23 protein-coding genes are annotated in these 23,362 nt (G+C 65.7%); 15 read left to right on the forward strand and 8 right to left on the reverse strand.

Annotated features, from left to right (window positions below; genetic code table 11):
- Window positions 1-13: 13 nt before the first annotated feature.
- Window positions 14-1,195: a porin gene (locus LDO29_RS10925; protein WP_224079801.1), complete on the forward strand. Its 1,182-nt coding sequence runs from the start codon at window positions 14-16 to the stop codon at window positions 1,193-1,195.
- A complete protein-coding gene (locus tag LDO29_RS10930; protein ID WP_224079802.1) occupies window positions 1,170-1,859 on the forward strand; it encodes a DUF2848 domain-containing protein in 690 nt (229 codons plus the stop codon). The genes LDO29_RS10925 and LDO29_RS10930 overlap by 26 nt, the downstream gene beginning before the upstream one ends.
- A 195-nt stretch (window positions 1,860-2,054) precedes the next feature.
- Here LDO29_RS10930 and LDO29_RS10935 read toward each other — a convergent pair whose 3' ends face one another.
- A complete protein-coding gene (locus LDO29_RS10935) occupies window positions 2,055-2,405 on the reverse strand; it encodes a hypothetical protein (RefSeq protein WP_224079803.1) in 351 nt (116 codons plus the stop codon).
- A 133-nt stretch (window positions 2,406-2,538) separates the two neighbouring features.
- Here LDO29_RS10935 and LDO29_RS10940 point away from each other — a divergent pair, with 133 nt between their 5' ends.
- The 4 genes from LDO29_RS10940 (at window position 2,539) to LDO29_RS10955 (ending at window position 4,994) form a co-directional block, all read left to right on the forward strand.
- Window positions 2,539-2,931 carry a hypothetical protein gene (locus LDO29_RS10940; RefSeq protein ID WP_224079804.1) on the forward strand — a complete coding sequence of 131 codons (393 nt, stop codon included), beginning with the start codon at window positions 2,539-2,541 and terminating at the stop codon, window positions 2,929-2,931.
- A gap of 122 nt (window positions 2,932-3,053) precedes the next feature.
- Window positions 3,054-3,308, forward strand: coding sequence for an RNA-binding protein (locus tag LDO29_RS10945; RefSeq protein WP_224079805.1), 255 nt, complete (start codon window positions 3,054-3,056; stop codon window positions 3,306-3,308).
- 28 nt (window positions 3,309-3,336) lie between these two features.
- A complete protein-coding gene (locus LDO29_RS10950; RefSeq protein WP_224079806.1) occupies window positions 3,337-4,353 on the forward strand; it encodes a hypothetical protein in 1,017 nt (338 codons plus the stop codon).
- 53 nt (window positions 4,354-4,406) lie between these two features.
- A complete protein-coding gene (locus LDO29_RS10955) occupies window positions 4,407-4,994 on the forward strand; it encodes a hypothetical protein (RefSeq protein ID WP_224079807.1) in 588 nt (195 codons plus the stop codon).
- Window positions 4,995-5,097: 103 nt separating this feature from the next.
- Here the strand turns inward: LDO29_RS10955 and LDO29_RS10960 are convergent, their stop codons facing one another.
- Window positions 5,098-6,123 carry an AraC family transcriptional regulator gene (locus tag LDO29_RS10960; protein ID WP_224079808.1) on the reverse strand — a complete coding sequence of 342 codons (1,026 nt, stop codon included), beginning with the start codon at window positions 6,121-6,123 and terminating at the stop codon, window positions 5,098-5,100.
- A 214-nt stretch (window positions 6,124-6,337) separates the two neighbouring features.
- Between LDO29_RS10960 and LDO29_RS10965 the strand changes: the two genes are divergently transcribed.
- The 3 genes from LDO29_RS10965 to LDO29_RS10975 are packed head-to-tail and all read left to right on the forward strand — an operon-like array spanning window position 6,338 to window position 9,847.
- Complete coding sequence (locus LDO29_RS10965; RefSeq protein WP_224079809.1) at window positions 6,338-7,318, forward strand: quinone oxidoreductase family protein; 981 nt, start codon at window positions 6,338-6,340, stop codon at window positions 7,316-7,318.
- Between the two features lie 11 nt (window positions 7,319-7,329).
- Window positions 7,330-8,178 (forward strand): TauD/TfdA dioxygenase family protein, encoded by an 849-nt coding sequence (locus tag LDO29_RS10970; protein WP_224079810.1) that lies wholly within the window; start codon window positions 7,330-7,332, stop codon window positions 8,176-8,178.
- Window positions 8,179-8,200: 22 nt separating this feature from the next.
- The gene (locus tag LDO29_RS10975) at window positions 8,201-9,847 is read left to right on the forward strand and encodes a fatty acid--CoA ligase (RefSeq protein WP_224079811.1); all 1,647 of its coding nucleotides are present in this window, start codon (window positions 8,201-8,203) and stop codon (window positions 9,845-9,847) included.
- Window positions 9,848-10,007: 160 nt separating this feature from the next.
- Here the strand turns inward: LDO29_RS10975 and LDO29_RS10980 are convergent, their stop codons facing one another.
- The 3 genes from LDO29_RS10980 to LDO29_RS10990 form a co-directional block, all read right to left on the reverse strand.
- Complete coding sequence (locus LDO29_RS10980) at window positions 10,008-10,325, reverse strand: Mpo1-like protein (RefSeq protein ID WP_224079812.1); 318 nt, start codon at window positions 10,323-10,325, stop codon at window positions 10,008-10,010.
- A 99-nt stretch (window positions 10,326-10,424) separates the two neighbouring features.
- The gene (locus LDO29_RS10985) at window positions 10,425-11,249 is read right to left on the reverse strand and encodes an alpha/beta fold hydrolase (protein ID WP_224079813.1); all 825 of its coding nucleotides are present in this window, start codon (window positions 11,247-11,249) and stop codon (window positions 10,425-10,427) included.
- Window positions 11,249-12,559 carry an O-acetylhomoserine aminocarboxypropyltransferase gene (locus LDO29_RS10990; RefSeq protein WP_224079814.1) on the reverse strand — a complete coding sequence of 437 codons (1,311 nt, stop codon included), beginning with the start codon at window positions 12,557-12,559 and terminating at the stop codon, window positions 11,249-11,251. The genes LDO29_RS10985 and LDO29_RS10990 overlap by 1 nt, the downstream gene beginning before the upstream one ends.
- A 220-nt stretch (window positions 12,560-12,779) precedes the next feature.
- On the opposite strand from LDO29_RS10990, the gene LDO29_RS10995 reads away from it, so the two are divergent.
- From LDO29_RS10995 to LDO29_RS11015, 5 genes are all read left to right on the forward strand, one after another.
- Window positions 12,780-13,232, forward strand: coding sequence for a CBS domain-containing protein (locus LDO29_RS10995; RefSeq protein WP_224079815.1), 453 nt, complete (start codon window positions 12,780-12,782; stop codon window positions 13,230-13,232).
- A 126-nt stretch (window positions 13,233-13,358) separates the two neighbouring features.
- On the forward strand, window positions 13,359-15,257 hold the full coding sequence (locus tag LDO29_RS11000) for an MFS transporter (RefSeq protein ID WP_224079816.1): 1,899 nt from the start codon (window positions 13,359-13,361) through the stop codon (window positions 15,255-15,257).
- Between the two features lie 35 nt (window positions 15,258-15,292).
- The gene (locus LDO29_RS11005) at window positions 15,293-16,033 is read left to right on the forward strand and encodes a glutathione S-transferase C-terminal domain-containing protein (RefSeq protein WP_224079817.1); all 741 of its coding nucleotides are present in this window, start codon (window positions 15,293-15,295) and stop codon (window positions 16,031-16,033) included.
- A 76-nt stretch (window positions 16,034-16,109) separates the two neighbouring features.
- Entirely contained in the window at window positions 16,110-17,222 is a 1,113-nt protein-coding gene (gene aroC, locus LDO29_RS11010; protein WP_224079818.1) for a chorismate synthase, read from the forward strand.
- Complete coding sequence (locus LDO29_RS11015; protein ID WP_224079819.1) at window positions 17,223-18,491, forward strand: MFS transporter; 1,269 nt, start codon at window positions 17,223-17,225, stop codon at window positions 18,489-18,491.
- Here LDO29_RS11015 and LDO29_RS11020 read toward each other — a convergent pair.
- On the reverse strand, window positions 18,413-19,519 hold the full coding sequence (locus LDO29_RS11020) for an NAD(P)/FAD-dependent oxidoreductase (protein ID WP_224079820.1): 1,107 nt from the start codon (window positions 19,517-19,519) through the stop codon (window positions 18,413-18,415). The two genes, LDO29_RS11015 and LDO29_RS11020, sit on opposite strands and share 79 nt — an antisense overlap.
- 47 nt (window positions 19,520-19,566) lie before the next feature.
- A complete protein-coding gene (locus tag LDO29_RS11025; RefSeq protein ID WP_224079821.1) occupies window positions 19,567-20,274 on the reverse strand; it encodes a FadR/GntR family transcriptional regulator in 708 nt (235 codons plus the stop codon).
- Window positions 20,275-20,482: 208 nt separating this feature from the next.
- Here LDO29_RS11025 and LDO29_RS11030 point away from each other — a divergent pair, with 208 nt between their 5' ends.
- Entirely contained in the window at window positions 20,483-21,367 is an 885-nt protein-coding gene (locus LDO29_RS11030; RefSeq protein ID WP_224080043.1) for a flagellar brake protein, read from the forward strand.
- Window positions 21,368-21,454: 87 nt separating this feature from the next.
- Here LDO29_RS11030 and LDO29_RS11035 read toward each other — a convergent pair whose 3' ends face one another.
- Window positions 21,455-23,143 carry an electron transfer flavoprotein-ubiquinone oxidoreductase gene (locus LDO29_RS11035; protein WP_224079822.1) on the reverse strand — a complete coding sequence of 563 codons (1,689 nt, stop codon included), beginning with the start codon at window positions 23,141-23,143 and terminating at the stop codon, window positions 21,455-21,457.
- Window positions 23,144-23,362: the final 219 nt, after the last annotated feature.

A 23,362-nucleotide genomic window follows, 5' to 3' on the forward strand; every position in this document is an offset into this window, starting at 1 on the left:
TCAGGACGAGAAAATGTCCCGAAAAACAGATCTGAAGATCAAGTCTTCGGTTGTATTGGCATTGAGTGCGATGTCGGCATCGGCATTCGCGCAGACTTCGCTTACCTTGTACGGGATTCTGGACGAAGGGATCAACTACACCAGCAACGTGGGCGGGCACAGCAACGTCGAGATGGCGAGCGGCTTTCCGCACGGTAGCCGCTGGGGCTTCAAGGGAGCCGAAGATCTTGGCGGTGGCGCCAGGGCGATCTTCCAGCTCGAGAACGGATTCGACGTGGACACCGGCCGGGCCTACCAGGGCGGGCTGCTGTTCGGGCGGCAGGCATACGTGGGGATGTCCAGCGAAACCCTGGGCACCGTGACGGCGGGCCGCCAGTACGATTCCGTGGTGGACTTCCTGGCGCAGCACACGGCCGGTGGCAATTGGGGCGGGTACATGTTTGCCCACCCGTACGATAACGACAATTTCATCAATACATTCCGTACGAACAATGCCGTCAAGTACACCAGCCCCACGCTCGGCGGCGTGAAATTCGGCGGTGTGTACGGCTTCAGCGATGATGTCGGGTTTTCGAACAACCGCTTGTACAGCGTCGGCGGGCAATACAGCAACGGCGGCCTGGTAGTGTCTGCCGCCTACCTTCGCGCCGACCATCCGTCCGCGACATCCTATGGCGCGATCAACAATGGCGGGGACCAGAACCTGCCCGGCAGCAAGCTGGCGATCTATGGGGCGGGTGCGACCTATGCCGCGGGCAAGGCGACGTTCGGGCTCGCATACTCCAGCACGGATGTCGAGGATCCCCGAAGCTCGGGCTACGTGGGACCCATCATTCCGCCGACGGGAACCCTGTCGTCACTGCGCTTCCAGAATGTCGAGGTCAACGCGAAGTACCAGTTCGCGGCCTCGTACTGGGTGGGTGCGATGTACACCTATACCCGTGCGACGTTCGATGCCACGTCCGGCAAGAAGCATCCGACCTACCATTCGGTCGGCCTGATGGCGGATTACCTGTTCTCGAAACGGACCGACGTCTATCTGCGCCTTCCATGGCCCGTTCAAGTCGATCAATGGCTGCACGCTGCTGGAAATCCACTACTACGACCCGGCCTGATCATGGACGCGACGATCCGGGTCAGCGCCACCACACCCCAAAGAGGAACCGAACATGAACACCCTTACCTTCGATATTGAAAGCAGCCACGGCAAACGACAGCACGCCATGACGATCCGCCAGCTCATCGTCGCCGGCTGGACCGGACGGGATGTGGAAGCCATGGAAGCCCATATCCGCGAACTGGAAGAACTGGGCGTGAAGCGACCGCCCTATACCCCGGTCTTCTATCGCGTGGCAGCGCAACGCCTGGGCTCCGCGCCCGAGATTCAGGTTAGCGGCAGCGCGAGCAGCGGCGAGGCCGAGTTCCTTCTTGTCCACGATGCCGACGACATCTTCGTCGGCATCGCGTCGGATCATACGGACCGCGAAGCCGAGACCTATGGCATTACCGTTTCCAAGCAGATGTGCGAGAAACCCTGTTCGCCGACGTTATGGCCGCTGGCCGAAGTCGAGGGCCACTGGGACAAGCTTATGCTGCGTTCCTACGCCACCATCGACGGCGAGCGGACTCTCTACCAGGAAGGCCCTGTCACGGCCATGCGTTCTCCCCTGGACCTGCTGGAGCGGTTCGCCAGCCACGGCGGGACGTTTGACGAAGGGTCGGCCATGCTTTGCGGGACATTGCCGGCCATTGGGGGTATCCGTCCGGCCGAGCGTTTCGAGATCGAGCTGGAAGATCCGGTACTGCGGCGCACGCTGCGCCACTCGTACTCCGTTGCAGCCTTGCCTATTGCGGGATGAGCGTCTCGTCACAACCGAGCCGGTGCCCTTCAGCCGTATAGGTCGATTTCCTTTTTGGGGGCGACCGCCGCCAGTTTTCTGGCGGCGTAAAGTCGCCATCTTTTCAAGCGGCACGGGAGGGAGTTTTGAGAAGGGCGATACCTTCCTCCACGAACCGATGGGCGCTGATAGTCCTGCGCAGCACGCCCGGCATCCTCACGTGCAATTGGCGCGGTACGTCTCCTGCAACGCCTTGCGGCTCTTGTCCCGTTCGATCTTCGGAATCGGCCGCCCTTGCGCGTTCTGCGTCGCGGTACCCGGTGACTGGTAGGTCCGCTGCTTCGACGTCGCGTTGAACTCTTCCTTCAGTGCCTCGCACTTGGCGCGCCTGGCTTCCTCGGGGTCGGTGTTGCCGCCGGATGGCGGGCGATACGGGTTGGTGCCGCCCTGCACGGCCTCGGAAATGGCGTTTGCCGCGCCCTGTCCGGGAGCAGTCTGCGCCAGGCAGGTGGTGGCAAGGCCCAGTGCCATCAGGCCGGTCAGCAACAACGGAAGGGGTTTGCGCATGGACTCTCCGGAGGACGGGATGCCGCCGGCTTGCCCAGCGGACTAGACTAATAGTACCGATGCCGGGCTCTGCAGGTCAAAGCAGCACGTGCGGCATCGCTGGCGCCATGCGGGATTCGAGAGGAGGGCTTCCATGCGTCTGATCTGTTCCCGCCATGAGCGGGGGGCTGCCATGCTGGTGCTGGCCATCGCGGCGTCGCCGGTGCATGCGTACTTCGACTACTTCCTGAACGGCACCATCATCGGGACCCTGCAGAAAGATGAGGTTCCGCAGTACGTCCGGCTGTACAAGGACGCCCTCGCCAACACACCCGACGGTGGCACCGTGCCTGTGCAGTTCCCCACCATTGACCGGCGCCCGGCCATCAATGGCACCCTGACGCTCGAGCGCAGCCGGACTGAACAGGGCAGCAAGTGCCGCCGCGTGCGCTCGGACCTGACGCAGTCCGGCCGCAAGGAACGCTGGGCGGGATGGTTCTGCCAGACGCCCGACGGCGACTGGAAGCGGCACGAATTCAAGAACTGAGCAAGGACTGAGCAAGAACTGAGTCGGTTTGTGCACGCCGACTGCTTTGTACTTCACCAAAGATGATCTAGAACATACAAGGGATGCGGCCGCATGTGTGGCCGTGAACGGGGGAACTCATCATGGCCGTGTTGTTTCTGGGGAACATCGATGCCGGTACCACCGACGAGGAAGTTCGGGATTTCCTGATCAAGTACGGCTTGCCGGCCTACGACGAAATCGAGCATGTGCAAGGCGACGGCACCCACCCGGGCGTGACGCTGATCTTCAATGAGCTCGAACCGGAAGCGCTGCGCAAGCTGCAGCCGCGCATCAATGGCATGTTCTGGAAGGGACACAAGATCAGCGCAATGGTGATGGCCGAGCGTTATAGGTGACGCCAGGGCCTCACCGGCAAGCGCCGCCATGGGCTTTCTGCGTTGGATCCAGCGGCAAGGCCGTAAGCCGCGGCGCCGCGACGACCAGGAACTCGTCGCGCTGACCGCGCGCGTGACGGCGCTGAACCCGCGCCTGCGGCTGGTCTCGCATTATGAGAAGCGGCTGGCCCCCAGGCTTGCCACGGCGCTGGAAGCGATCCGCGCCACCGTGTCGGCCTTGCCGGCACCGCGCGAGGCAAGCGAAGCGGCCTGGGCCAGCGATCCCCATATCCACGCGTACTTTGGCACGCCTGCCGATGTCGCTCGGGCCTTCAGCCGTTCGCCCGACCTGCGCGAATTCTTCGATCGTACGCCGCTGGCCGAACACGCCTATGCCGTGCTCGGCATGGCCATGAACGAACGCCGCACGCTCGGGGTGGGGCTGGAAGGCGGCGTCATGCGCTCGGACGTGCCCCAGACACTGGTGTCGTTCAGCGACTACCAGCTGCGGATCTGCGCCGAATCGGACGCCGAGCTGCGCGCCGAGATCGTGTTGCGCATGCTGGACCAGCTGGCCATCGAGGCCGTGGCGCAGTTTGCGGCGGGCAAGGGCCGGCGCGACACGCTGGAGCGCGAGCTTGCCTTGCTCCGGGCGCAGCTCAAGCTGTATGAGCGGCAGGGCATGGGCCTGCGCTCGATGGTGGGGGGCGAGACGGCCGACCCGGCGGCGGTCCAGGCAGTCAGGGACGAGATCGCGCACAACGACAGCGAGCTGGCCGCGCTGGGCCATGGCGGCGACACGCTCGAGCGTCAGCTCGAGTGCCTGGGCGAAGTACTGGGCGATGCCGCCAACCGCCTGCATGTCGAAAGGCGCCGGATCCGGCTGAGCCAGGTGAACGTGATGCTGCCTGCGGACAGCACCGTGCCCGGCGTCGACCTCGAACTGCTTTGCGCGCACGTGCCCGGCGATCCGCCGCTCGTGCGGTGGTTTTCGATCGTGCGGTATGCGCGGGCCGACATGCTGTCGCAGGCCACGCTGCTGGACGAGGCAGCACGCATGTTGTAGCCCGCGGGCGGAACCTCCGCCCGATCTTCCAAAACTGGCGCAAGGAGCCAAGCATGAACCCCAGCAAGATACTGGTAGCAGCCGCCCTGGCCGCGGCATCCCACCTGGCCATGGCCCAGCCGGAGACCCGCGTGGAAGCGGCTTCCGGCGTGGGAGCTGCCATGGTGACCGGCACGGTCAGGTCCACGGCGACGATCACGGCGATCGATGCTGCCACGCGGACCGTCTCGCTGAAGAACAAGCAGGGCAAGGTCACCGACGTGCAGGTCGGCGACGAGGTGCGCAACTTCGACCAGCTCCGGGTGGGCGACGTGGTGACCGCCGAATACAAGGAGGCACTGTCGGTCAACCTGACCAAGCAGACCGGCATGCGTTCCAGTACCGAGCGCCAGGTCGAGGACAGGGCGGCGCCGGGTGCCAAGCCCGGCGGCATGGTCGGGCGCGAGGTGACCGTTACGGCCGACGTCGTCGCGGTGAATGCCAAGACCGGCAAGGTGACCCTGAAGGGGCCCAAGGGCAGGACGGTGGACCTGCATGTCGAGGATCCCCAGCAACTGAAAGGCATCCGCAAGGGCGACCAGGTTCAGGCGGTGTACACGGAGGCGTTCGCGATTTCCGTGACGCCGAAGGGCAGCCATTGAACGCGCAGGACGGGAGCACGCCAGGCGCGGCGACGCGGGCGCCGCGCCGCCGCGCTTTGCCGGGCAGCGCAAGAGCGTAGGGGGATGAGCGCCCTCCCGCGCGTTACGGCTCGCCTTGTGCGGGTTGCGGCGCGCGTCCGCCGTGCCGGCGCCGCCAGACCACCGGTGCCTCGCCGAACTGGGTGGAGAACCAGCGCGTGAAAGAACTTGCCGAGCCATAGCCGAGCAATTCGGCCACGCGCAGCAGCGAGTATTGCGGATTCTCCACATAGCGCTGTGCGAGTTCGCGGCGCACTTCGTTCAGGATGTCCGTGAAGGTTTCGCCGGCTTCATCGAGCTGGCGCTGCATGGTGCGCAGGCTCAGGCCAAGCCCCTGCGCCACGCCTTCGCAGGTGGCGCGGCCCATCGGCAGCATCAGGTACACGGCGCTGCGCACGTCGCGCCCGATCGACGGTGCGTTCACGCGCGGCAGCGTGTCGACGAAGCGCTGGGCATAGCGCGCCATGCCCGGGTCCGCCGTCGGGATGGTCGCGTCGAGGTCGGCCGCGAGGCAGGTGATCCCGTTGAACTCGCTGTCGAACTCCAGCGGGCAGCCGAACAGGCGCCGGTGCACCTGCAGGTCGGCCGGGGCCGAATGCGTGAAATTGACATTGAGCGGATGCCAGTGCGGGCCAAGCAGCGCCCGGCACAGCCGGAACACCACGCCGACAGCCAGCTCGCTGGCCTGCCGCGACGGCGTATCGAGCACCACCTCCTGCCGGATGACGACAATCTTGCCTGCGTCTTCGAGCAGGATGGCCAGCGACTCATTGACCAGGTGCCGGTAGCGGATGATTGTGGCCAGCGCATCGCGCAGCGTGGGCTGCTGGCTGATCAGCAGGCTCATCACGCCGAAGTCGGACAACTGGCGCGATTCGGCCATGCGCAGGCCGAAGGTCTCGCAGTGCGCGGCCTGCGCCGCATGTTCCAGCAGCCTGGCGCAGGCATTGACCGAAACACGCTGGTCAGGGTCGCCGAGCAGCGCCCGGCTCAGCCGGGCCTCGCGCAGCAGCGGTTGCGGGTTGAGGCCGAGTCCCTGGGCAACCTCAAAGAAATTGGTCACTGCGGCCGCGCGCACCAGCGTGTCCAAGGCTTGTCTCCCAATCTTGTTCTGTGTGCGGTGCGCCGCCCGTTCGACGGCATCCGCGTTGTCTTGTGTTGTCTTTGCAGCGGGATAATAGGCGGCCATGGCATGAAATGCAAAGTCGGCGGAGGCCAAAGCAAAGCGGTGTGCGCCGGCAAGTCCTACATTTCAGGGCATGAGCGGCGCCCCTTGCGCCGACGCAGATCAAGGAGACGAGCAGATGGCAAAAGTCGTGCGCATGTACGAAACCGGCGGACCGGAGGTCCTTCGCTATGAAGACATGGAAGTGGGTGAACCGGGTCCGGGACAGGTGCGTATCCGCCACGTGGCGGTGGGCCTGAACTACGCCGACACGTACTTCCGCAATGGCACCTACCCGGTGCCGCTGCCGGCCGGCATGGGCGTGGAAGCGGCTGGCGTGGTGCAGGCGGTCGGCCCCGGTGTCACCAATGTGGCGGTGGGCGACCGTGTGACCTATACCGGTTTCGTCAACACGCTGGGCGCGTACAGCACCGAGCGTCTCGTGCCGGCTGCGCCGCTGATCCGACTGCCCGAGACCATCGGCTTCGAGACTGCCGCCGCCATGACCATGCGCGGGCTGACCTCGGCGTACCTGATGCGTCGCATCTACAATTTCAAGGAGGGCGACACCATCCTGCTGCACGCGGCAGCGGGCGGCGTCGGCCTGATCGTGTCGCAATGGGCGAAGCTGCTGGGCCTGACGGTGATCGGCACGGTATCGAGCGAGGCCAAGGCCGAAGTGGCGCGCGCCCATGGCTGCGACCACATCGTCAACTACAGTCATGAGGACGTGGCCAAGCGCGTGCGCGAACTGACCGACGGCGTTGGCGTGTCGGTGGTCTTCGACAGCGTCGGCAAGAACACTTTCATGGCGTCGCTGGATTCGCTCAAGCGCCGCGGCACCATGGTGTGCGTGGGTACCGCGTCGGGCCCGATCCCGCCGTTCGATCCCGTGCTGCTGGCAATGAAGGGCTCGCTGTTCCTGACGCGTCCGGCCCTGGCCGACTATATCGCCGATCCGGCCGAGAAGGCCGAACTGGCCGGTGAAATCTTCGGCCATGTCGGCGCGGGCCGGATCAAGATCGAGATCAACCAGCGCTATGCACTCGAAGACGCGGTGCAGGCCCATCGGGACCTGGAGTCGCGCAAGACCACCGGTTCGTCGATCTTTGTGATCTGAGGGAGCTAGCCATGCAAGTCAAGCAACTCACCTGCGCACTGGGCGCGGAACTGGTTGGCGTGAATCTCGGCGACGCTGTCCGTGACGACGGCCTGTTCGCGGAAATCCGGTCACTGCTGCTGAAGCACCGCGTGCTGTTCCTGCGTGACCAGGAAATCAGCCGTGCCGAGCATGTCGCGTTCGCACGCCGCTTCGGCGAACTGGAAGACCACCCCGTTGCCGGCAGCGATCCGGAGCATCCGGGCCTGGTCCGCATCTACAAGACGCCGGACCAGCCCAACGACCGCTACGAGAACGCGTGGCACTCGGACACCACCTGGCGCGAAGCGCCGCAGTTCGGTGCCGTGCTGCGCTGCGTGGAATGCCCGCCGGTCGGCGGCGACACCATGTGGGCGAACATGGCGCTGGCTTATGAGCGCCTGCCCGAACACATCAAGACGCAGATCGCCGACCTGCGCGCGCGCCACAGCATCGAGGCGAGCTTCGGTGCGGTCATGCCGATCGAAAAGCGCCTGGCGCTCAAGGCCCAGTTTCCCGATGCCGAGCACCCGGTGGTGCGCACGCATCCGGACACCGGCGAGAAGATCCTGTACGTGAACGCGTTCGCGACCCACTTCACCAATTTCCATACGCCGGAACGCGTGCGTTTCGGCCAGGACGCGAATCCGGGCGCGCCCGACCTGCTGCGCTACCTGATCAGCCAGGCCTATATCCCCGAATACCAGGTGCGCTGGCGCTGGGAACCGAACAGCGTCGCAATCTGGGACAACACCGCCACGCAGCACTATGCCGTGATGGATTACCCGCCTTGCCACCGCAAGATGGAACGTGCCGGCATCATCGGCAGCAAGCCGTACTGAACACCGGCCGGAGGAAGACTACATGCAGCACAACCTGATCGTATCCACGCCGTCGGCGTACTCCTATCCGCTGCTGGTCAAGCAGTTGCTGATCCACTCGCTGAGCCTTTACGGCGACCAGGAGATCAGCTACCGCGGCGAGATGCGCTACACCTACCGCGACTTCCGCCGCCGCGTGGGCCAGCTCGCTTCGACGCTGGCCACGCTTGGTGCAACGCATGGCTCCACCGTGGCAGTGATGGACTGGGACAGCCATCGCTACCTGGAGTGCTACTTCGGCGTGCCGATGATGGGCGCGACGCTGTTCACCGTGAACGTGCGCCTGTCGCCGCAGCAGATCCTGTACACGCTCAACGATGCTGCCGCGGACATCGTTCTGGTCCATCCCGACTTCGTGCCGGTGCTGGACCAGATTCGCGACGAGTTGACGTGCAACCCGCGCTTCGTGCTGCTGGCCGATGGCCAGGCTGCACCGCAGACCGACCTGCCGCTGGCGGGCGAGTACGAGGCATTGCTGGCCGACGCGTCCCCGGACTTCGATTTCCCGGAGTTCGACGAGAACACCAAGGCTGCTACGTTCTACACCACCGGCACTACCGGTGATCCCAAGGGCGTTTGCTACAGCCATCGCGACATCGTGCTGCATACGCTGACGACGGCCACCAGCCTCTGCTCGCCGCGCGACGGGCAGCGCATGCACCGCGAAGACGTGTACATGCCGATCACGCCGATGTTCCACGTGCTGGCCTGGGGCATGCCGTACGTGGCCGTCATGCTGGGCCTGCGCACCGTGCTGCCTGGCCGCTACGCTCCAGATATGCTGCTGAAGCTGCGTGAGCAGGAGAAGGTCACGTTCTCGCACTGCGTGCCGACCATCCTGCAGATGCTGCTGCAGTCCTCGCAGGACGGCACGCAGGATCTCTCGGGCTGGAAGATCATCATCGGCGGCTCGGCCTTGCCGCCTGCGCTGTGCGAAGCGGCGCTGGCGCGCGGCATCGACATCTTTGCCGGATACGGCATGTCGGAAACCGGCCCGATCGCTTCGCTGGCGCAATTGCCGCCGCGCGTGACGCCTAAGGACCGCGCCGACGAAGTCCGCATGCGCTGCTCCACGGGGCGCCCGGTGGTGATGGTGGATTTCCGCATCGTCAGCGAAGACATGCAGGACCTGCCCCGCGACGGTGCGAGCCGCGGCGAGATCGTGCTGCGCGCGCCTTACCTGACCCAGTCGTACTTCAAGAAGCCGGCGGCTTCCGAGGAACTGTGGGCGGGCGGCTACCTGCATACGCAGGACGTCGCGGTCATGGGCCAGGACGGCTTCGTGCAGATCGTCGACCGCATCAAGGACGTGATCAAGACCGGCGGCGAATGGGTGTCGTCGATCGAGGTCGAGAACCTCATCACCGAAGTGCCCGGTGTCCAGGAATGCGCGGTGATCGGCGTGCCCGATGCCAAGTGGGGCGAACGGCCGATGGCCTTCGTCGTGCGCAAGCCCGGTGCGGACGTTGGTGCGGAATCTATCCGCGAGAAACTGCTCAGCCACGTGGATACGCAGCGCATCAGTAAGTACGCGGTGCCCGAGGCGGAACGGATCGCATTCGTGGCGGAGATACCTAAGACCAGTGTGGGGAAAATCAATAAGAAGCAGCTGCGGGAACAGGCAGCCTGAAGGGTAGGAAGGGAGAGTTTGGACGCTGGTTCTTGAAGGGGGACCAGCGTTTTTTTTCGTGGATGGGGTTGGGTGGTGATTGGGCGGCTTTCGTTCTTGGCGGGGGGTGGCGCCAAGAACGAAAGCCCCCAACAACACCATCAACCCCGCATTAAAAAAATCAAAACGAAATCCGCCCCCTCAAAATATCCCCATACATCACCCAATCCCCCATCAAGCTATAAACCGGATGCCGAAATGTAGCCGGCCGATTCTTCTCGAACACGAAGTGCCCCACCCAGGCAAAGGCGTAGCCGGACACCACTGCGCCAGGCAGCCACCACGCACTGCCGGTGACCACCATCATCAGCAGGCAAATCAACGCCACCGTCGAGCCGACAAAATGCAGCCGCCGGCAGGTGCGATCTCGATGTTCACTGAGGTAGTACGGATAGAAATCCGCAAAGCTCTCGAATTCGCGCGCATGTGCCCGGGCCATGGCTGTCTCCGAATCTTTGTTCTGATAAGACCAAGTGTAGTCCGCCGCGCGCGGGGAGGTGCGGACGGCGCCACGCGGGCCGTCCGCCGGTGCGGTCGCTCAGCGCGCCGCCACCAACTTTCGGGCAAAGCCGGCCAGGGCGTCGAGGACTTCGTCGGGGCGTTCGCCCATCATGGCGTGGCCGCAGGGGACCGAGACCATGCTGGCATTGGCGATCTTCGCGGCCAGTGCCTGCGCGGCCTTGGGCGAGGTCATCATGTCCTTGCTGCCGGTGATGAAGAGCGCCGGGCAGGACAGTGCCACCGCGGCTTCCTCGCCATGCGCGTAGCGGTTGCAGGCCGTGAAGTCGTTGTGGAAGACGTGGGCCTCCGGATTGTTGTGCGAAACCCGCTCCATCAGCCGCTGGCTGCCGCCCTGCATCCACGCGCCGGGTCCCGGGGACGATGGCTTGTTGGCCAGGCTCGAGTGCGACCACGCGTTGACCATGGCAATGGCCTGGTCTTCGCGGTTGAGCGCGGCATCGAGCAGCGCATCCGACACCTTCATCGGATAGGCGGTTGCCAGCATGGCAATGCCGCGCACGGCCTGCGGGTGGCGCGCCGCGCATTCGAGTGCGATCAGCGAGCCCATGCTGTGGCCGAAGACCAGCGCAGGCGCGGTCACGCCGGCGGCTGCCACCAGCGACATGACCCAGTCGGCCATGTCTTCGACGGTGGCCAGCGGCGCGCCTTTGCTGCGGTTGTGGCCGGGCAGGTCCACCGCCAGCACGGAGAAGCCATGGTTGGCGAACCAGCGCGTCTGCAGCGTCCAGACGCTGTGGTCGTTCTGTGCGCCATGCACGAACACGGCACAGGGCAGGGCGGGGTCGAACGGCTTGCCGCCGGTGTAGGCGTAGGCCGGCTGGCCTGCGATCTTCAGTTCCATCAGGCTTGTCCTCCCTTGCCGCTCATCGCCTTCTCGGCGGCCTTCAGCCCGCGCTTGAGGTCGTCGATCAGGTCGTCGGCGTCTTCGAGGCCGATCGACAGGCGGATGGTGCCCTCCGTGATGCCGGCCGATTGCAGCGCCGCCGCATCCATGCGGAAGTGCGTGGTCGAGGCCGGGTGGATCACCAGCGAGCGCGCGTCGCCGACGTTGGCCAGGTGCGAGAACAGCGACAGGCTTTCGATGAAGCGCTGGCCCGCTGCGCGGTTACCCTTGAGGTTGAAGCTGAACACGGCACCGCAGCCACGCGGCAGCAGGCGCTTGGCCAGTTCGTAGTCGGGGTGTGACTCCAGTTCGGGGTAGGCGACGGATTCGACCATCGGGTTCGACGCCAGGAACTGCACCACGCGCCGTGTGTTCTCGACATGGCGCGCCATGCGCAGCGGCAGCGTTTCCACGCCCTGCAGCAGTTGCCACGCGGCCATCGGGTTCATGCAGGCGCCGAAGTCGCGCAAGCCTTCGCGGCGTGCGCGCAGCAGGAACGGGGCGACCGTGCTTTCCTCGGTGAAGACCATGTTGTGGAAGCCTTCATACGGCTCAGACAGTTCCGGGAAGCGGCCGGAGGCCTCGAAATCGAACGTGCCGCCTTCCACCAGCACGCCGCCGATGGTGGTGCCGTGTCCGCCCAGGAACTTGGTGGCCGAATGGTAGAGCAGGCCAGCGCCGTGGTCGAACGGGCGCAGCAGGTACGGCGTGGTGAAGGTGGAATCGACCAGCAGCGGAATGCCGTGCTCCTGGCCCAGTTGCGCCAGGGTGGGGATGTCGAGCACGTCCAGGCCCGGGTTGCCGAGCGACTCGCCGAACAGCAGGCGCGTGTTCGGGCGGATGGCTGCGCGCCAGGCGTCGATGTCGCGCGGCTGGACGAAGGTGGTCTCGATGCCGAAGCGGCGCAGCGTGTAATGCAGCAGATTGTGCGAGCCGCCATACAGCGCCGTGGAGGCGACGATATGCGAGCCGGCGCCCATCAGCGTGGCCACGGCCAGGTGCAGTGCGGCCTGGCCTGAGGCGGTGGCGATGGCGCCCGCGCCGTTCTCCAGCGCGGCGACACGTTCTTCCAGCACCGCCACGGTGGGGTTGGAAATGCGCGAGTACACATGGCCCGCGCGCTCCATATTGAACAGCGAGGCCGCATGCTCGCTGTCCTTGAACACGAACGAGGTGGTCAGGTGGATGGGGGTGGCCCTGGCCCCGGTAGCGGGGTCGGGCGCGGCGCCGGCGTGCAGCGCCAGCGTGTCGAAGCGGGTACCGGACATGGTGTTTCGGACGAGAGTTGTCTCCGGGCTGCATCGTAGCATCGCACGTGCGGCGATGGGGCCATCTGCCCGGAAACCGGCCTGTGCTTTACTTATCCGGGCGATTTGGGCTAGCATCGGCGCACGGGCGCCCCCTGCCCGCATATCCCATGAACAGACAAGATCAGGCATCTGGCCCCATCCGGGCGCCATGCCGCAGGCACCGGTAGCGGAGACATACATGAAAGTCAGCGACATCCTCCAGATCAAGGGCAATACGCTCTACACCGTGACGCCTGACACCTCGTTGCTGGTAGCCGTCAACACCATGGCCGAGCACGACATCGGCTCGCTGGTGGTCATGGAGTACGGCGACCTGGTCGGCATGCTGACCTTCCGCGAGATCATCGAGACGCTGGCCAAGAACGGCGGCAGCGTCGGCACCAGCAGCATCCGCAAGGTGATGGACGACGCCCCGCTTACCTGCACCATGGAGACCGACGTCAATGAAGTTCGTCGCATGATGCTGGAACGTCACACCCGTTACTTGCCGATCCTCGACAACCGCACGCTGATGGGTGTGATCTCGTTCTACGACGTGGCCAAGGCGGTGGTGGAAGACCAGAGCTTTGAGAACAAGATGCTCAAGGCCTATATCCGCGACTGGCCCGAAGAGCAGGAGCGCGCAGACTGAGCAACGCCCGGCCGGGCGTGTCCCGGCCAGGTGCAGTCCGGCCATGCGGTGATGGCATGATGGCGGCCGGAACGCCGCCCCGGCAGAATCCCGGGGCCAACCCATCCGGGCCCCAAGCCTGCCAACATGAGCCAACACAGCCAGTTCCGACTGCTCGGCGTGCGCCGTTTTGCCCCGTTTTTCTGGACCCAGTTCCTGGGGGCGATGAATGACAATGTCTTCAAGGTCGCTTTCACCTCGCTGGTGACCTACCACACGGCGCTGTTCGAGGGCGTGGATGCCCGCAGTGCCGCGTTCCTGATCTCGGCGATTTTCATCGCGCCGTTCGTGCTGTTTTCCGCGACCAGCGGGCAGATCGCCGACAAGATGGAAAAGTCGCGCCTGATCCGGCTGGTGAAGTCGCTGGAAATCGCCATCATGGCGCTTGGCTGCGCCGGCTTCGCCTGGCACAGCGCCACGCTGCTCTACACGGGCACCTTCCTGATGGGCCTGCATTCCACGCTGTTCGGCCCGGTCAAGTTCGCGTACCTGCCGCAGCATCTGGATGAATCCGAACTGGTCGGCGGCAACGGGCTGGTCGAGATGGGCACCTTTGTCGCCATCCTGATCGGCACGCTGCTGGGTGGCGAACTGGCCGGGCTGGAGCAGGGCGGCAAGCTGATCGGGCCGCTGTACGTCGGGGTGGCTTGCATCGGCCTTGCCGTGGCCGGGCGCGTCGTGTCCGGCGGCGTGCCGGTGTCGCCGGCGCCGCAGCCCGATCTGCGCATCAACTGGAACCCGTTCACGGAAACCTGGCGCAACCTGATGCTCGCGCGCGGGAACCGCACGGTCTTCCTGAGCCTGCTGGGCATTTCGTGGCTGTGGTTCCTGGGGGCGACCTTCCTGACCTCGTTCTTCAGCTTCGCCAAGGACGTGCTGGGCGGTGACCAGAACGTGGTGACGCTGCTGCTGGCGGTGTTCTCGGTGGGCATCGGCATCGGCTCGCTGCTGTGCGAGCGCTTGTCGGGCCGGCATGTCGAGATCGGCCTGGTGCCGTTCGGCTCGATCGGCATGACGGTGTTCGCGGTGGACCTGTACTTCGCCAGCCACGGGCAGGCGAGCGGCACGCTGACCGGCATCGGCGGCTTCCTTGCCGAGTCGCGCCACTGGCGCGTGCTGGCCGACCTGCTGCTGCTGGCGATGTTCGGCGGCTTCTACAGCGTGCCGCTGTACGCGCTGATCCAGAGCCGCAGCGCGCCGACGCATCGTGCGCGCATCATTGCCGCCAACAACATCCTCAACAGCTTCTTCATGATTGGCGCCTCGCTGCTCGGCGTGGCGCTGACCCAGGCCGGTTTCAGCATTCCGGAGCTGTTCCTGGTGGTCGGCCTGCTCAATGCGCTGGTGGCCATCTACATCTACTCGCTGGTGCCCGAATTCCTGCTGCGCTTCGTGGCCTGGATCCTGGTGCATACGGTGTACAGGCTGCGGCGCGTCAATGCCGAGCGCATTCCGGCCGAAGGTCCGGCCGTGCTGGTCTGCAACCACGTCAGCTTTGCCGACGCGGTGGTGCTGATGGCGGCCAGCCCGCGCCCGGTGCGCTTCGTGATGGACCACCACATCTTCAAGGTGCCGCTGATGTCGTGGTTCTTCCGCCAGGCGCGCGCGATTCCGATCGCGCCCGCGCACGAAGATCCCGCGCTGCTCGCGAAGGCCTACGACGACGTAGCCGTGGCCTTGCAGGAGGGCGACCTGGTCTGCATCTTCCCGGAAGGCAAGATCACGGCGACTGGCGAGATCAACGCCTTCAAGCAGGGTGTGCAGCAGATCATCCAGCGCACGCCGGTGACGGTCGTGCCGATGGCGCTGCGCGGCCTTTGGGGCAGCTTCTTTTCGCGCAAGGGCGGGGCGGCCATGACGCGGCCGTTCCGTCGCGGCATTCTGAGCCGGCTGGAGCTGGTCGTAGGCGAGCCGGTGCCGCCGGAGCGGGCCACGCCGGAAAGCCTGCAGCAGATGGTGACCGCCCTGCGCGGCGAGTGGCGCTAGCCGGCGTCCCTGACGGATTCTCCGCGACTTCCGCCATGCTCACGCTCTACACATTTGGCCCCGCCTTCGGCCTGCCCGACGCCAGCCCCTTCGTTACCAAGGCCGAGATGCTGCTCAAGCTGGCCGGCCTGCCTTACCAGACGAAGCGCGGCAGCCTGCGGCGCGCGCCCAAGGGCAAGCTGCCCTACCTGGACGACATGGGCCGGATCGTGGCCGATTCCACGCTGATCCGCTGGCATATCGAGAAGACCTACCACATCGACTTCGACGACGGCCTGAGCGCGGAAGCGCGCGGCATCGCGTGGGCGGCGGAAAAGCTGATGGAAGACAACCTGTACTGGGCCGTGGCGCGCGTACGGTGGCTCGATGAAGCCAACTTCGAGCGCGGCCCTGCCCAGTTCTTCCGCGGCGTGCCGGCGCCGATGCGCGGTCTGGCCGAGCGCCTGGTGCGTCACAAGGTACGCCGTACGTTGTGGAATCAAGGGCTGGGGCGGCATAGCGAAGAGGAACTGGTCGCGCTGGCCAACAAGGGCGTCACGTCGATTGCGGACATCCTTGGCGACCAGCCGTACCTGATGGGCGAGCGCCCATGCGGCGCCGATGCCACGCTGTTCGCGTTCGCCGGCAGCCTGCTGTGCCCGGTGTTCGACACGCCGATCCGCACGGCCGCGGAAGGGCATGCCAACCTGGTGGCCTACGTGGCGCGCATGCAGCAGGAGTTCTATCCGGATTTCGATCCGGGCGCGGCGCAGCAGGGCGAGCCGTCGCGCCGCTGAGCGGCCGGCGGGGCGCAGAAGGGGATGCATTGGCCTTACAATGTAGGCCGTCCCCAATTCCTGTGCGGTTTCCATCATGTCCGGCAATACCCTTGGCCTGCTCTTCACTGTCACCACGTTTGGCGAATCGCACGGACCCGCCATCGGCGCGGTGGTGGATGGCTGCCCGCCGGGCATGGCGCTGACCGAGTCCGACATCCAGGCCGACCTGGACCGCCGCAAGCCCGGCACCTCGCGGCACGTCACGCAGCGCAAGGAGCCGGACCAGGTCGAAATCCTCTCGGGCGTGTTCGAAGGCAAGACCACGGGTACGCCGATCTGCCTGCTGATCCGCAACACTGACCAGCGCAGCAAGGACTACGGCAACATCGTCGAAACCTTCCGACCCGGGCATGCCGACTACACCTACTGGCAGAAGTACGGCATCCGCGACTACCGCGGTGGCGGCCGTTCGTCGGCGCGGCTGACCGCGCCGGTGGTGGCGGCGGGCGCCGTGGCCAAGAAATGGCTGCGTGAACACTACGGCACGGAGATCCGCGGCTACATGTCGCAACTGGGCGAGATCGAGGTGCCGTTCAGCGACTGGTCGCATGTGCCGGAGAACCCGTTCTTCGCCGCGAACGCGGATATCGTGCCGGAACTGGAAACCTATATGGACGCGCTGCGCCGCGATGGCGATTCGGTCGGCGCGCGTATCGAGGTGGTGGCCAGCAATGTGCCCGTAGGCCTTGGCGAGCCGCTGTTCGACCGGCTCGACGCCGATATCGCGCATGCCATGATGGGCCTCAACGCGGTCAAGGGTGTGGAGATCGGCGCCGGCTTCGCCAGCGTGGCGCAGCGCGGCAGCGAGCATGGTGACGAACTCACCGCGCAGGGCTTCCGCAGCAACAACGCGGGCGGCATCCTGGGCGGCATTTCCACGGGCCAGGACATCACTGTGTCGCTGGCGATCAAGCCGACTTCCAGCATCCGTACACCGCGCGAGTCGATCGACAAGGCCGGCAATGCGGCGACCGTCGAAACCTTCGGCCGCCACGACCCGTGCGTGGGTATCCGCGCCACGCCGATCGCCGAGGCGCTGCTGGCGCTGGTGCTGGTCGACCACGCGCTGCGCCACCGTGGCCAGTGCGGCGACGTCAAGGTGGATACGCCGCGCATTCCTGCGCAGGCGCCCGGCCAGCCGGGCTGAGTGGGCGCGGCGCCCAAGACCGTCACCGCCATTCCGGCGCGGCCCGAGTATGGCCGCTTCGGTCTCTTCTACCTGGGGTACTACGGCTACGTCGGCGTGATCTCGCCGTTCGTCAGCCTGTTCTTCGCCGCGCGTGGCTTCACGGCCGTGCAGATCGGTGTGCTGATGGCCTCGTTCCAGTTCAGCCGCATCCTTGGCCCCTACCTGTGGGGCTGGCTCTCGGACATGATGCACACGCGCGTGCGCATCCTGCGGCTGACGGCGGTCGGTGCGCTGGCGGCTTTCCTGGCCCTGCCGGCCGTGCACAGCTATGGCGGCATGATGGCGATGATGGTTGCCATCAGCCTCATCACGAGCGCGATGTCGCCGCTCGGCGACGCGCTGACCATTTCCACGCTGCGCCGTTATGGCGCCTTCGACCACCGCTATGGCCGCATCCGCATGTTCGGCTCGGTGGGCTTCATTGCCGCCGTGCTGGCGGGCGGGGCGCTGTTCCAGCAGCTCGGCATGCAGGCCTTCCCGTGGGTGGCCAGTGCCATGCTGGCGATCCTGATGGCAATGGTGTTCGGCATGCGCGATGCGCCCGACGAGGGCCCGCGCGTGCGCCCGCCGCCGGCGCTGCCGCTGCTGCGCCGGCCGGACGTGGCATGGTTCTTCGCCTCGGCCTTCCTGATGATGTTCGCGCACGCGGCGCTGTATGTGTTCTATTCGCTCTATCTCGAGCGGCTGGGCTACAGCAAGTTCGCGATCGGCGTGATGTGGACGATCGGCGTGGTGGCGGAGATCGTGTTCTTCTATTTCCAGGGCCGGCTGTTTGCGCGCGTGCCGCTGGGGACGATCCTGGCCGGTACGTTCGTGCTGGCCGCGGTGCGCTTCGGCCTGACCGGCTACTTCCCTGAAGTGCTGTGGCTGATGGCGGCGGTGCAGGTGCTGCATGCCGCCACCTTTGCCGCCCACCACAGCGCCAGCCTCAAGCGCCTGCAGCACTGGTTCGCGGGGCCGCTGCAGGGCCGGGGGCAGGCGCTGTACACGGGGATTTCGTACGGCGTGGGCGGTACGCTCGGCGGGCTGGTGATGGGCTGGACCTGGAAGGTGCTGGCACCCGCGCACACCTTCGGACTGGCGGCGGCCGCCGCTGCGGTGGGCGCGGTCTGCGCCCTGATGAGTTTCCGCGGCGGCCCGGGTGCGGCTCAGGCCAGTTCAGCGGCTACGCGTTCGGCGATGGCCAGCGACGAAGTCAGCCCTGGCGACTCGATGCCGAACAGGTGAACCAGTCCCGGCACGCCGTGCACGGCGGGGCCGTCGATGCGGAAATCCGCCACCATCTCGTGCGGGCCGCTGATCTTGGGGCGAATGCCGGCATAGCCCGGCTGCAGCACACCGTCGGCCAGGGCCGGCCAGTAGCGGCGGACCTCGTCGTAGAAGCTGTCCGCGTCGGCGGGGTCGACGCTGTATTCGATGTCGTCGATCCAGCGCACATTGGGGCCGAAGCGGGCCTGGCCGCCCATGTCCAGCGTCAGGTGCACGCCCAGGCCGGCGGCCTCGGGCACCGGATAGATCAGCCGCGAGAACGGCGCACGGCCGGCCAGCGTGAAATAGCAGCCCTTGGCGTAGTACTGCGGCGGAATGTGGGCCTCCGGCATGCCATCGATACGGCGTGCCAGTTCGGGCGCGGTCAGGCCTGCCGAGTTGACGACTGTCCGGGCCAGCAGCGTGGTGCTGCCGCCGTCCTCGTCGCCAACTTCCAGTTCGATGCCCGCGGGTGTGATCGCGCCGCGCAGCACCGGTGACTGGACGGCCAGCATCGCGCCGGCATTCTCGGCATCGCCGAGCAGGGCAGTCATCAGCCCGTGGCTGTCAACGATGCCGGTGGACGGCGAGAGCAGGGCGGCGTGGCATTGCAGTTGCGGCTCCAGCGCCTGCGCTTCGGCGCGGCTCAGGAACTGCAGGTCATGCACGCCATTGGCCGCGGCTTTGGCTCGGATACCTTCCAGCGTGGCGACCTGCGCCTCGCTGGTGGCGACGATCAGCTTGCCGCAGCGCTGGTGGGCGACATGGTGCGAGGCGCAGTATTCGTACAGCATCTGCTTGCCGCGCACGCACAGGTCGGCCTTGAGCGAGCCGGCAGGGTAGTAGATGCCGGCATGGATCACCTCGCTGTTGCGCGCGCTGGTGATGGTGCCGAAGGCGTTCTCGGTCTCCAGGATGATGACTTCCCGCCCGTTCTGCGCCAGCGCCCTGGCTGCCGCCAGGCCGACGACACCCGCACCGATCACCACGCAATCCACGTTCTCCATGGTCCTTCCTTTGTTCTGGTTGATGCCGTATTCCATTGCCGGCCGGCTCAGGCCAGGCGCAGGCCCAGCCGCCCGGCGGCGGCGCTGAGGTGGTGATGCGCCGCCTGCCGTGCCGCGGCCGGGTTGCCGCTGGCGATGGCTTCCACCAGCGCCGCATGTTCCGTATCCGCGGCGCGCGCAGCGCCGCTTTCCACCCGTAGCCGGGCTGTGTTTTCCCAGGCACGCTGACGCGCGGCCAGCATCTGCTGGCTGACAAAGTCGGTCAGTCCCGTGAAGCAGGGGTTGTGCGCGGCCTGGGCGATGGCGTGGTGGAACGCAATATCGGCCGCCGCCGCAGCAGCGAAATCGCCGGCCTGTTCCTGCATGGCGGCAAGCGCTTCGCGGATTCGCTGCAGATCGGTATCGGTACGGCGCGTCGCAGCCATTTCAGCGCATGCCGTTTCCACGACCATGCGCAACTCGAACAGCTGCGCCAGCGTCGGGCCTCCGTCCGGCGTGCTGGCGACACGCCAGGCCTGGCCGCCCGGGGTGTCCGAGACGTAGGCGCCTGCGCCCTTGCGCGTCACCAGGATGCCGTCCGCCTTCAGCAGGGCAATGGCCTCCCGCACGATCGGGCGGCTCACGCCGAATGTACCCGCCAGTGCGGACTCCGCGGGCAGGCGCGCGCCTGCCGTGAAGCGGCCCGTGGCAATGTCTTCCCGCAATGACTGGGCAATGCGACTGGCGAGTGAGGCCGGGCGTGGGAGGGTATCCATCGTCGATTAGTTGTCAGGCTGTCAGACAGATTTAAGCGAATTTTGCCAATCGGGGGAGCTACCGTCAAGGGGGCGGCGGTTTAAAAAAAACTACTGCTACTCAATGTTTTCCGATATCCGTCGATATGATTCGTGTGGCGGATGCTGCGCAACGGGCGGGCGACGCCCTTTTGGTCAGTTCATGGCCGCATTGCATGCTGGAACAATGATGATCCATCTCTCTCCCAACGATCTCCCCGTGGGCGCGCCCTTGCCCTGGTCGCTCCTGGACGGCGAAGGCAATCTGGTGCTGGGTAGCGGCAACGTCATCCCCGATGTCCGGGATCTGGCGCTGGTGTTCCGCCATGGCCTCCTGTGCCGTCAGGAGGCGGATTCCGGCGAGAATCCGGCGGCCGATCTGCCGCCGCCGGGCCCGCTGGGCCTGCAGGTCGGGACACTGCTGCACGTCAAGCAGCCAGGGGACAGTGGCCGTGCCGCAGCCAGCCGTCTGATCGGTTTTGTCGAGCAAGGCCTGTTCGTGACGTGGCCGCAACTGGGTGGCCGCGATCTGGCGGTGCAGGCCGACGATACGCTCTTGCTGCGTGGTTTTTCGGGCCGTGTCATCCACAGTTTCACGTCGACAATCACGGCGGTCTGTCGCAGTCCATTCCGCTACCTGGTGCTGTCGGCGCCATCGCAGTTCGACCAGATGCCGGTGCGCAAGGCGGCACGGGTACCAACCCGGCTGGCCGCCTACATGACGCAGTCGCAGGATGCCGGCCAGGAAGCCGCCCATGATGCGTTTTCCGCGGACCTCGCCAACGGTGCCGCGCGCCTGGTGATGCTGTCGGATATCAGCACCGGTGGGGCACTGGTGCAGGCAGCCGGGCCGGCGCCGGCGGTCGGCAGCCGGCTGCAGTTGCGCTTCCGCCTGCGTACCGCGTCGATCGACAGCGAAATCCTTGCCGGTGCCTGGGTCGTGGCCGACAGCAACGGAGACACCGAATTTCCGGCGTTCGGCATTGCGTTCGATGTGCTCGGCGAGCGCGAGATGACGCTGCTGCAGTGCTTTATCTACGAGCAGCTGCTGATGGGCAGCGGCCTGTCAGTCTAGGCACTGATAACGGCGGCGAAAGGAAAAGAGGCACCCGCAGGTGCCTCTTTTGCCTGGCGTCCCGGCATATGACCGGGCGCGCTAGCCTTACATGTTCACATAGTTCGGGCCGCCGCCGCCTTCCGGCGTGACCCAGACGATGTTCTGCGTCGGGTCCTTGATGTCGCAGGTCTTGCAGTGCACGCAGTTCTGCGCATTGATCTGCAGACGCTCCTTGCCCGAGGTCTCGTCCTGCACGAACTCGTACACGCCGGCCGGGCAGTAGCGGCTTTCGGGGCCCGCGAACTTTTCCCAGTTGACGTTGACCGGCACGCTGGCGTCCTTCAGCGTCAGGTGGGCCGGCTGGTTCTCTTCGTGGTTGGTGTTGCTGATGAACACCGAGCTCAGGCGGTCGAAGGTCAGCTTGCCGTCCGGCTTCGGGTAGACGATTTTCTCGCACTCGGCCGCCGGCTTCAGGTAGACGTGGTCGGGCTTGGTCCGGTGGATGGTCCAGGGCGGGTTGCGAATGCCCAGCTTGGGCAGCAGCCACTGCTCGATGCCGGTCATCAGCGTAGCCGTGGTGCGGCCCTTCTTGAACCACTGCTTGAAGTTCTTGGCCTGCAGCAGTTCCTTGTACAGCCAGCTCTGCTCGAAGGCGGCCGGGTAGGCGGTCAGCTCGTCGCCCTGGCGGCCGGCCTGCAGCGCGTCATAGGCGGCTTCGGCTGCCAGCATGCCGGTCTTGATGGCGGCGTGGCTGCCTTTGATGCGCGAGGCGTTCAGGTAGCCGGCGTCGCAGCCAACCAGTGCGCCGCCCGGGAACACGGTTTTCGGCAGCGACAGCAGGCCTCCCGCGGTGATCGCGCGCGCGCCATAGCCGATGCGTTTGCCGCCTTCGAAGAACTTGCGGATCTCCGGGTGGGTCTTGAAGCGCTGGAATTCCTCGAACGGGGACAGCCAGGGGTTGGTGTAATCCAGGCCAACGACGAAGCCGACCGCGACCTTGTTGTCTTCCATGTGGTACAGGAAGGAACCACCGTAGGTCGCCGGGTCCAGCGGCCAGCCGGCGGTGTGAACCACCAGGCCGGGCTGATGCTTGGCCGGGTCGATTTCCCACAGTTCCTTGATGCCGATGCCATAGCTCTGCGGATCCTTGCCGGCGTCGAGCTTGAACTTCGCGATCAGCTGCTTGCCCAGGTGGCCGCGCGCGCCTTCGGCGAAGATGGTGTACTTGGCATGCAGTTCCATGCCGAGCTGGAAGTTGTCGGTGGGCTCGCCTTCCTTGCCGATGCCCATGTTGCCGGTGGCCACGCCCTTGACCGAGCCGTCGTCGTTGTAGAGCACTTCGGCCGCCGGGAAGCCAGGGAAGATCTCCACGCCCAGTGCTTCGGCCTGCTGGCCCAGCCAGCGCGTGACGTTGGACAGGCTGACGATGTAGTTGCCGTGGTTATGGAAGCATTCCGGCAGCAGCGCGTTCGGGGTGCCCTTGGAGCCGGTCTCGTTGAGGAACAGGAACTTGTCCTCGGTGACCGGCTGGTTCAGCGGCGCGCCCAGTTCCTTCCAGTTGGGGAACAGCTCATTGAGCGCGCGCGGGTCCATGATGGCGCCCGACAGGATGTGCGCGCCGGGCTCGGAACCCTTTTCGAGTACGCACACATTGACGTCGTTGCCTTTCTCCTGTGCCAGCTGCTTCAGGCGGATGGCCGTGGCCAGGCCGGCGGGGCCGCCGCCGACGATGACCACATCGTATTCCATGGCCTCGCGTGGCCCGAACTGCTCCAGGAGTTGCTGCTGATCCATTGTCTCTAACCCTCTGTTTCTTTGGCGCCTTGCCTGCAATTGTGGGAAATGCCTTGTTTGTTCGTATGGAACCGGCTTGCATGCAAAGGGCGCCAGGACACGCCATTCCGCGCGTTTTCCCTCTTTCCCTTTACGGGCCAAGTTCTTAGAATCTCCGGCATTGTCCGGGACTCGTCACCCTCAGGCAAGGATTTTTTTGGAACGGTCGTTCTTTTTTCT

Source organism: Cupriavidus laharis, assembly GCF_914271435.1.
In the GTDB taxonomy this organism is placed as follows: Bacteria; Pseudomonadota; Gammaproteobacteria; order Burkholderiales; family Burkholderiaceae; genus Cupriavidus; species Cupriavidus laharis.